Source organism: Halochromatium sp. (assembly GCF_054919635.1).
In genome coordinates, this window is record NZ_JBUDPI010000148.1 from 1 (window position 1) to 8333 (window position 8333).

An 8333-nucleotide genomic window follows, 5' to 3' on the forward strand; every position below is an offset into this window, starting at 1 on the left:
CCAGTCTGCCCTGCGCCGCCGCGTTGATTGGCCGAGCACGGTTGCTCGTGGGCGTTGACACTGGACTCAGCCACATGGGGATCGCCTTGGAACGGCCGACGGTGCTGCTATTCGGCTCCACCTGCCCCTATACCGAGACCGGCAGCACCAAAGCGCGCGTGCTCTACCACCGGCGTGATTGCTCGCCCTGCCGTCGTCGACCGACCTGCAATGGTGCGTTCAGCTGCATGCGTGACATCGGGGTGGATGAGGTGATGGCAACCTTGGCCGATCTCGATGAGCAGACCGGTATTGACAGGTCCATTGATTCTGCCGATTGGGCTGCTCCCTCGGCTAGGCTGGCATGAAGGTACTGCACGTCGAGGGCGGGGCACACCTCTATGGCGGTGCGCTGCAGCTGTTGTACTTGCTCGAGGGGCTTGCTGAGCACGGGATCGACAATCATCTCGCCTGTCGTCGTGGCTGTGCGCTGGGCATCCGCGCCGAGCCCTTCGCCAGGGTGCATGGGATGCCGATGCATGGCGATCTGGATCTCCTGATGATCGCCCGGCTGTATCGGCTGATCCGCCGTCTGCAGCCGGACCTGGTCCATCTGCATAGCCGCATCGGGGCCGACCTGATGGGTGGTCTTGCGGCGCGCCTGGCAGGGGTGCCGGTGCTACATACGCGTCGGGTCGATAATCCCGAGCCGCGCTGGCTGGTCACACTGAAGTATCGGCTGCACGATCGGGTGATCGCGATCTCCGAGGGGATCGCGCGGGTGCTGCTGGCCGAGGGGCTACCATCCGCCAAGTTGCGGGTGGTGCGCAGTGCCGTGGTCGCCGAGCGCTTTGCCCAACCCTGTCGCCAGGGATTGATCCAGGAGCGGCTTGGGCTGCCGGAGGATGCGCTGCTGCTTGGCGTAGTGGCGCAGCTGATCGAGCGTAAGGGGCACGCGGTGCTGTTGGACGCGGTGCCATCCTTGCTCAGCGAGCAGCCTCGCCTGCATCTCATCTTCTTTGGCCAAGGGCCACTCGCGGCAACGCTCGAGCAGCGCATCAAACGCACCGGTCTGAGTGGCCGTGTTCATCTGCTCGGATTCCGCACCGATCTCGATGAGCTGCTGCCTTGCCTGTCGCTGCTGGTGCATCCGGCGCTGATGGAGGGTCTTGGTGTCTCGCTGCTCCAGGCCGCTGCGGCTGCTGTGCCGATCATTGCCAGTCGCGTCGGTGGCATCCCTGAGGCGGTGCAGGATGGCGTCACCGGCATCCTGACGCCGCCAGGTGATGCGGCTGCCCTGGAGCAAGCGATGCGGACCCTGCTTTCCAGCCCGCAGCTGCGCGAGCGGCTGGGTCGGGCCGGCGCCGAGCGAGCTCGGCGGGCATTCGGTGTCGACGCGATGGTTGCGGGGAACCTAGCGATCTATCACGCGCTGCTGGCGGAGTATCAGCGATGAGTGCCAAACGTCAAGCGTCGTTTGAGGCCGAGACTCTAGTCGGTCCCGCGGCTAGCTCCCAGTCTGGCTCCCAGTCCGGCTCTCAGGCAGGTGCTCCGGCTGGTTTTCAGCCGAGCCAAGACCTGCCGAGCCGAGATCTAGAGCATCGTCCCGAGGAGCATCACCCTGACAGGCACCGTATTTCTCAGTGGCCATCCAGCCTGCAGCTGATCGGCAGCAAGGGTCTGGGTGGTGCAGAGCGCTGGTTTAAGCGTTTTTGCGAGGCGCTCGCCGATCGTGGTGCGGCAGTCGAGATTGGCATCCGCGCCGGGAGCGGTCTAGATCGCGCGTTTGAGTGCCGGACTCAGGAGCGAGCTCCTCAGCACGGGCGGCAGGGGTCCCCTGCTCGGATGCCTTGTCATCGGCTGCCGTTTCGTACCGTCTGGGACCCGTTCTCGCGCCAAGCCATTCGGGGACTTGTCAAACGCCGTCAGCCTGAGATTGTGCAAACCTATATGGGTCGCGCGACACGCCTCACGCGCTTGACGCGGCGCCCTGGCTCGGCGAGGCCGATCCATTTGACCCGGCTTGGTGGCTACTATGAGCTGTCTCCCTACCGTCATGCCGATGCCTGGATCGGTAATACGCGACAGCTCTGCGACTGGATGCTGAAACAGGGGCTGCCGAACGATCGTGTCTATCAGATCTATAATTTCGTTGACCCGCCATCACCCAGGCCGGCATCCGAGATCGAGCAGTTACGCTTGGACCTGGGGCTGCGACCGGATGAGCAGCTGCTGCTCTGTGCCGGGCGCTTCATGGTCTTCAAGGGGCATCGCTACCTGCTCGATGCGCTTTCGCGCCTGCCGCCCGAGGTTGGTGGTCGCCGTTGGCGCTTGCTGATGCTCGGTGACGGCCCCTTAGCTCCAGCATTGCAGCGGCAGGCCGCCGATCTTGGCATCGCTGAGCGTATCCGCTGGCTCGGTTGGCAGCCAGAGCCGGCACCCTATCTGCAGCTGTGCGACCTGGTGGTCTTTCCGTCGCTGGAGATCGAGACCCTCGGTAACGTCATCCTGGAGGCCTGGGCTTCGCAGCGACCCTTGGTGACCACGGCCTTTCGCGGCGCGCGCGAGATCGCGCATCACGGCGAGGATGCTTGGTGCGTGCCCTGCGAGGATGCGGCGGCGCTGGCCGATGGCATCCGGCAGCTGCTGCAAGAGCCGGCGCTCGCAAGGGCGCTGGTCGAGCGCGGCGCCCAGCGGGTCGAGCAGGCCTTTTCACGTGATGCCATCATGCAGCGCTACCTTGAGCTCTACACCGACCTGATCCATGGCTGATTCGATCTTCAGCACGCGCACCAGCCCCAGCAACGATGCCGGCACCCGTCTCTCGATCCTGATGTACCACCAGGTCGGGTGCTTCAAGGCGATGCGGGCGCACCGGGCGAACTATTGCGATGCCGGGCGCTTTGCTCGTCAGATGGCCATGCTGGCCTATGGCGGTTTCAATGTCATGACACTGGAGCAGGCGCTCGCTGGACTGCGAGGCGCGCGCCCATTGCCGCCGCGTGCCGTGCTCTTGACCTTCGACGATGCCTACGCTGGCTTTCTCGAGCATGCGCTGCCGGTGCTATCTCGGCATCGGTTTCCAGCCGTGGTCTACGCCATCAGCGATTGGCTCGGACAGCGCATGCGTTGGGCCGAGCCGGCACCGGGGCGAGCCGAGCCAGCTCTGATGAGCGCCGGTCAATTGCGCGGGCTTCGGGAGGTTGGCATCAGCGTTGGCTCGCATGGGGTCTCGCATCGCAAGCTTGCCGAGCTAACGCCCAAGGAGCAGGCGCTGGAGCTGACTCAGAGCCGGGCTGCGCTCGAAGACCTGCTCGGAGAACCGGTCCAAGATCTCTGCTATCCGTTTGGCAGTTTCAGCCAGGAGACGGTGCGGCTTGCGGCTGATGCGGGCTATCGTAGCGCCATGACCTGCCTGCGCGGCGCCGCCTCAGGCTCCGACCATCCGCTGGTGCTGCCACGGAAAGCGATCTCGTTTGGCGACAACCTGCTGGGTTTTGCTTGGAAGTTGGCTAAGCACCGCCCAAAGCCGGCGCTCGAGGAATGGCGTCGCTGGAGCCGTCAGCGGAGCAGCGATCCTGCTGCAGTCTCGGGCCGTGCCTCGGTGAGCGCTCCCGTTGACGTCCCTGTTAGCGCCTCAGATAACGACCCATGTAGCAACCCCATTTGCGACCCATTTAGCGCCCCAGTCAGCGCTGCTACTGGCCCCAGTGTTACCGCCAAGGTAGGCATCGAACCGAAGGTGGCTGTGTTACCGGACCCGCTCTCGGTGCAGGCGTCTTAGGCGACGGGCGATGATGCGCCACCTCTATTCGCTGCTACTCTCGCTGCTGCTGCCGCTGGTGCTGCTCCGGCTGCTCTGGCGCGGCTATCGGAATCCGGCCTATCTGGCGCGTTGGACAGAACGCCTCGGTCTCTGGCGTCGGCCGTTGCAACCGGTGGATCTTTGGATTCACGCCGTCTCGGTCGGGGAGGTCCAGGCGATGCAGCCGCTGATGCGCGAGCTGCTCACTCGGGAGCCCGCGTTGACGCTGCTTGTGACGACAACCACCCCGACCGGCGCGCGACGGCTGCACGCGCTGTTCGCCGAGCGTGTTCGGCACCTCTTCACGCCTTATGATCTGCCCTGGATCATGCGGCGCTTCCTGAGCGGTATCCAGCCGCGCCTTGTGCTGGTGGTCGAGACCGAGATCTGGCCGAACATGCTCGCTGCCTGCGCCGAGCGCAAGATCCCGGTGATCCTCGCCAATGCACGGATGTCGCCACGTTCGGCTCGCGGTTATGCTCGCGTGGGCAACTTCACCGCCCCGACCTTGCGGCGCTTCGGGTGGATCGCCGCTCAGAGTGAGGCAGATGCCGAGCGCTTCATCCAGCTCGGTGCGGTGCCGGGTCGCGTTGTTGTGACCGGAAGCATCAAGTTCGATGTGCGCCTGCCTGCGAGTCTTCGTGATCGTGCCGAGGTCTTACGCCGTGGCTGGGGGGTGAATCGTCCGGTCTGGGTCGCCGCCAGCACCCACGAGGGCGAAGAAGAGCTACTCCTCTCAGTCCAGCGGAGGCTGCGGGAGCGCTTCGTCGATGTGCTCTTGGTGTTGGTGCCACGCCACCCCGAGCGCTTCGACCGGGTCGCGGCCCTGGTGCATCGGGCGGGCTTGGCGATGCTGCGCCGCAGCGATGGACATGCCTGCGATGCCGACTGCTCGGTCTATCTCGTCGATAGCATGGGCGAGCTGCCGCTGTTCTTGGCCGCTGCTGATGCGGCCTTCATCGGCGGCAGTCTGGTGCCGGTCGGAGGCCATAACCTGCTTGAGGCAGCCGCCCTGGCCATCCCGGTGGCGATCGGCCCGCACAGCTTCAACTTCGACGAGATCACAAGGCGCCTCGTCGCCGAAGAGGGCGCCGTGCAGGTCAAGGACGCCGAGGCCCTCGCCCGACTGCTCGAGGCCTGGCTCGGCGACGCTGCCGAGCGTACCCGCATCGGTGAGCAGGCGTTTGCCTTTGTCGAGCGCAATCGCGGCGCCTTGCAGCGCCTGCTGGTGCTGCTTGATGAAAGCGGTATGAGCTCTTCTTGATTTGAGGACCGCTGTAGGGCGACCATCCGGAAGTGGTCTGGCGCTAGCAACTCAGCACGGGCTCAGGCTTGTGTGGGGCCTCGGAGACGAGCAGCGCTGTCTCAGGCGCCTTTGAACAGCGTCGAGACCGCGCGGAACTGCTCATGCTGGGAGTCGCTGACCCACTCGAAGGCGACGGATTCGGTGTTGCTGACCTGGATGCCGGAGTGACGCATGCGCTCAAGGGCGTTCGCGGCCTTCTCCGGGTGCCGGGAGCAGATGGCATCGGCAGCGACAAAGACCTGATAGCCCCAGCGTTGCAAACCGGAGGCGGTCTGGATGATGCAGATGTGTGCCTCCATGCCCACCAAGACCACCTGCTTACGCTTGGGCTCTTCGGTGAGCGCCCGCTCGAAGCCGGGCGCGGTGCAGCAGGAGAAGCAGGTCTTCTCGGTCGGCGCGGCCGACTCGGGTAGTTGCTCGCGGACCGCGGCGATGGTCTTGCCGAGCCCCTTGGGGTTCTGCTCGGTGGAGATGATCGGGATCTCGAGGATCTTGGCCGAGCTGATCAGGCGGTTGATGTTGGTTACCGTGCGCTCGAGCACCTCATCGGGCATGGCTGCGGCGAGCCGCTCCTGGGCGTCGATAATCAGCAGCTGCGCAAATGCGGCCTGGCACAACGGCATTGGGGCCTGATGGATGCTCATGGCGATCTCCTCGCGTGGGGTGGGTGAGCGATGCGCCTCGAGCGCTGCTCAGTAAGTGGGCATCTTGGGATCGACGTCGCTCGCCCAAGCGGCGACCCCGCCGCGGAGGTTGATGACGCGCTGAAAGCCTTGCTGATCGAGAAAGCGGGCGACCTGCTGGGAGCGTATGCCGTGATGGCAGATGACCACGGTCGGGCGCTCCCGATCGAGTTGGCCGAGGCTCGCTGGCACCTGGCGCATGGGCAGTGGCTCGCTCCCGTCGATCCGGCAGATCGCCTGCTCCCAGGGCTCGCGCACATCGAGTAGGAGCGGCTGCTGATTGTCGATCTTGCCTTCGCCGTCGAGGAGCTCCTTGAGGGCTTGTGGAGTGATCTGGTCCATAGGCTGAGTGCTCGCGAAGCGGGTGGGCTCAGAACGCAAAGCGTTCCGGCGACGGGGCGTTTTCCAGCGCTGAGATCGAGGTTTCGAACAGGCGCTCGCGGCGGAAATCGTTGCCGATACGGGTGATGCGCATGGCCTCCATCAACGGTTGCTCACCGACGACGATGAACAGTCGGCCACCATCGACCAGCAGTTGCTCGAGTGCGGGGAGAGGCTCGGTGGTGGGGACGGAGCCAGTGACCGCGATGACATCGAAGGGGCCACCATCGACGCGGCCGGCGAAGGCATCAGCGGTATGCACCTCGACCTGAGATAGCCCCATGGCGTTGAGGCGGGCGCGGGCGCCTTCGGCAAGGTCCGGATCGATCTCGATACTGAAGACGCGCTCGCCAAGGTGCGCCAGGCATGCGGTGACATAGCCAGTGCCGGTGCCGACCTCGAAGATCGTCTCGTGCGGCTGCACGTCCAAGGCCTGCAGGAGACGGCCGACCACCTTGGGCGCCAGCATCGCGGTGCGCTCGCCGAGCGGGATCTCGATATCGGCGTAGGCGAGGCCACGGTAGCCGTCCGGGACGAAGGCCTCGCGGGGGAGCTTGTGCATCACGGCCAGCACGCGCTCATCGAGCACCTCCCAGGGCCGTACCTGCTGCTCGATCATATTGAAACGTGCGCGATCCATGGTGGGTTGCATCCGCTTGGGTCCTCTGTCTACTGTCGTGTCGAGCCAAAACCGCCAGGTTAACAACCGAGAAATACTATGGGTTTTGCTCCAATGTGACAAGCATTGGGCGCTTGCGGAGCCCTGCTGCTCGAACTCCCTTGCACTGAGGGCGCGCTACAGGAGCACCAGATTGTCGCGGTGGATCAGCTCCTCGTCATCGATGTAGCCGAGGATTCCGGCGAAGGCGGAGCTGGGCTGGCCCTTGATGCGCAGCGTGTCCTGGACGTCATAATTGACCAGTCCGCGGGCGATCTCATGGCCTTTCTCATCCACGCAGGCGACCACCTCACCTCGCTTGAACTGTCCGCGCACCTCCTTGACGCCGACCGCAAGCAGGCTGCGACCTTGCTCGCGCAGTGCGTGGGCAGCGCCGGTGTCGAGCACCAAGCGACCGCTGACGCGGAGATGGCCGGCAAGCCATTGTTTGCGCGCCGCCTGCGGCTCCTGTACCGGGGTCAGCAATGTGCCGATCGGCTCACCATGGCCGAGCCGGCTCAATCAGTCCTGGCCGCGACCTGGGGCGATGATGGTGGCGCAGCCCGAGCGCGCGGCCAGTCGCGCGGCGCGAACCTTGGTCACCATGCCGCCGCTGCCAAGGCCGCCGCTGCCACCGGCGACCTCGTCGAGGCGATTGTCATCGATGCGGGTCTCGGCGATCAGGCGTGCATCGGGGCGTTTGCGCGGATCGGCATCGAACAGGCCATCCTGATCGGTCAGCAGCACCAGCAGCTCGGCCTCGATCAGGTTGGCGACCAGCGCGGCGAGGGTGTCGTTGTCGCCGAATCTCAGCTCATCGGTAGCAACCGTATCGTTCTCGTTGATGACCGGCACCACGCCGAGCGAGAGCAGGGTGCGTAGGGTGCTGCGGGCATTCAGGTAGCGCTCGCGATTGGCCAGATCCTCGCGGGTGAGGAGCACTTGGGCGGTGTGCAGTCCATGCCGGGCGAAGCAGGTCTCCCAGGCGCGGATCAAGCCCATCTGACCGATGGCCGCCGCGGCCTGCAGCTCGTGCAGCGCGCGTGGTCGCCGTGGCCAGCCCATGCGTGCCATGCCTTGGGCGACGGCACCGGAAGAGACCAAGACCAGATCCTGGCCCGCGAGCCGGCGCGCGCTGAGCTGAGCGACCCAGGGCTCAAGCACCTCGATATCGAGTCCTGCGCCGTCGCGGGTCAGGAGCGCACTACCGATCTTCACGACCCAGCGCCGGGTCTGTGGAATCCGCTGGCGGTTGAACATTCGAGTGGCGAGTGGCGAGTGGCGAGCAGTGCGTAATGACGAGAGTCTAACGGCGGGGGAGGGTGACCAGTGCCCGGTGGTCAGTCGAGCGGGTGCCAGGATGATGATGGATCATCGCCAACGACACGCGGGCTGTCCTGCTGTGGATCATCGCGCCGGCGATCACCCCGGCTATCACCCTGGCCAAGATCCCCGCTCTTAACAGAGTTCGGCTCGTCATCTTGGCTCGGTACCTCGTCCGGCTGCGACTCAAACGGATGC

General features: G+C 65.2%; 9 protein-coding genes and 1 pseudogene. 5 read left to right on the top strand and 5 right to left on the bottom strand.

Features of this window, described 5'->3' with window-relative positions; all coding sequences use genetic code 11:
- The 5 genes from ACY693_RS10355 to waaA all read left to right on the top strand — a co-directional run.
- On the top strand, positions 1-347 hold a 347-nt coding region (locus ACY693_RS10355; protein ID WP_462321753.1), incomplete at its 5' end, for a glycosyltransferase family 9 protein.
- Positions 344-1435, top strand: a complete 1092-nt coding sequence (locus ACY693_RS10360; protein ID WP_462321754.1) for a glycosyltransferase — start codon at positions 344-346, stop codon at positions 1433-1435. The genes ACY693_RS10355 and ACY693_RS10360, both read left to right, overlap by 4 nt.
- Positions 1432-2751 carry a glycosyltransferase gene (locus ACY693_RS10365; RefSeq protein WP_462321755.1) on the top strand — a complete coding sequence of 440 codons (1320 nt, stop codon included), beginning with the start codon at positions 1432-1434 and terminating at the stop codon, positions 2749-2751. The genes ACY693_RS10360 and ACY693_RS10365 overlap by 4 nt, the downstream gene beginning before the upstream one ends.
- Complete coding sequence (locus tag ACY693_RS10370) at positions 2744-3763, top strand: polysaccharide deacetylase family protein (RefSeq protein WP_462321756.1); 1020 nt, start codon at positions 2744-2746, stop codon at positions 3761-3763. The genes ACY693_RS10365 and ACY693_RS10370 overlap by 8 nt, the downstream gene beginning before the upstream one ends.
- Positions 3764-3776: 13 nt before the next feature.
- Positions 3777-5048, top strand: a complete 1272-nt coding sequence (gene waaA, locus ACY693_RS10375) for a lipid IV(A) 3-deoxy-D-manno-octulosonic acid transferase (RefSeq protein WP_462321757.1) — start codon at positions 3777-3779, stop codon at positions 5046-5048.
- 101 nt (positions 5049-5149) lie between these two features.
- Here the strand turns inward: waaA and ACY693_RS10380 are convergent, their stop codons facing one another.
- The 5 genes and pseudogenes from ACY693_RS10380 to ACY693_RS10400 all read right to left on the bottom strand — a co-directional run.
- Positions 5150-5734 carry an isochorismatase family protein gene (locus tag ACY693_RS10380; RefSeq protein WP_462321758.1) on the bottom strand — a complete coding sequence of 195 codons (585 nt, stop codon included), beginning with the start codon at positions 5732-5734 and terminating at the stop codon, positions 5150-5152.
- 48 nt (positions 5735-5782) lie between these two features.
- Positions 5783-6115: a rhodanese-like domain-containing protein gene (locus ACY693_RS10385; RefSeq protein ID WP_462321759.1), complete on the bottom strand. Its 333-nt coding sequence runs from the start codon at positions 6113-6115 to the stop codon at positions 5783-5785.
- Positions 6116-6143: 28 nt separating this feature from the next.
- The gene (locus tag ACY693_RS10390) at positions 6144-6806 is read right to left on the bottom strand and encodes a protein-L-isoaspartate O-methyltransferase family protein (RefSeq protein WP_462321760.1); all 663 of its coding nucleotides are present in this window, start codon (positions 6804-6806) and stop codon (positions 6144-6146) included.
- A gap of 144 nt (positions 6807-6950) precedes the next feature.
- Positions 6951-8072 (bottom strand): annotated as a pseudogene (gene proB, locus ACY693_RS10395) (glutamate 5-kinase).
- An 80-nt stretch (positions 8073-8152) separates the two neighbouring features.
- The coding region (locus tag ACY693_RS10400; RefSeq protein WP_462321761.1) for a hypothetical protein at positions 8153-8333 on the bottom strand (181 nt) is incomplete at its 5' end.

Bases quoted from the DNA above. Each gene is read 5' to 3' on its own strand.
- ACY693_RS10360 (WP_462321754.1), top strand. From the start codon at position 344: ATGAAGGTACTGCACGTCGAGGGCGGGGCACACCTCTATGGCGGTGCG.
- ACY693_RS10365 (WP_462321755.1), top strand. From the start codon at position 1,432: ATGAGTGCCAAACGTCAAGCGTCGTTTGAGGCCGAGACTCTAGTCGGT.
- ACY693_RS10370 (WP_462321756.1), top strand. From the start codon at position 2,744: ATGGCTGATTCGATCTTCAGCACGCGCACCAGCCCCAGCAACGATGCC.
- waaA (WP_462321757.1), top strand. From the start codon at position 3,777: ATGCGCCACCTCTATTCGCTGCTACTCTCGCTGCTGCTGCCGCTGGTG.
- ACY693_RS10380 (WP_462321758.1), bottom strand. From the start codon at position 5,734: ATGAGCATCCATCAGGCCCCAATGCCGTTGTGCCAGGCCGCATTTGCG.
- ACY693_RS10385 (WP_462321759.1), bottom strand. From the start codon at position 6,115: ATGGACCAGATCACTCCACAAGCCCTCAAGGAGCTCCTCGACGGCGAA.
- ACY693_RS10390 (WP_462321760.1), bottom strand. From the start codon at position 6,806: ATGCAACCCACCATGGATCGCGCACGTTTCAATATGATCGAGCAGCAG.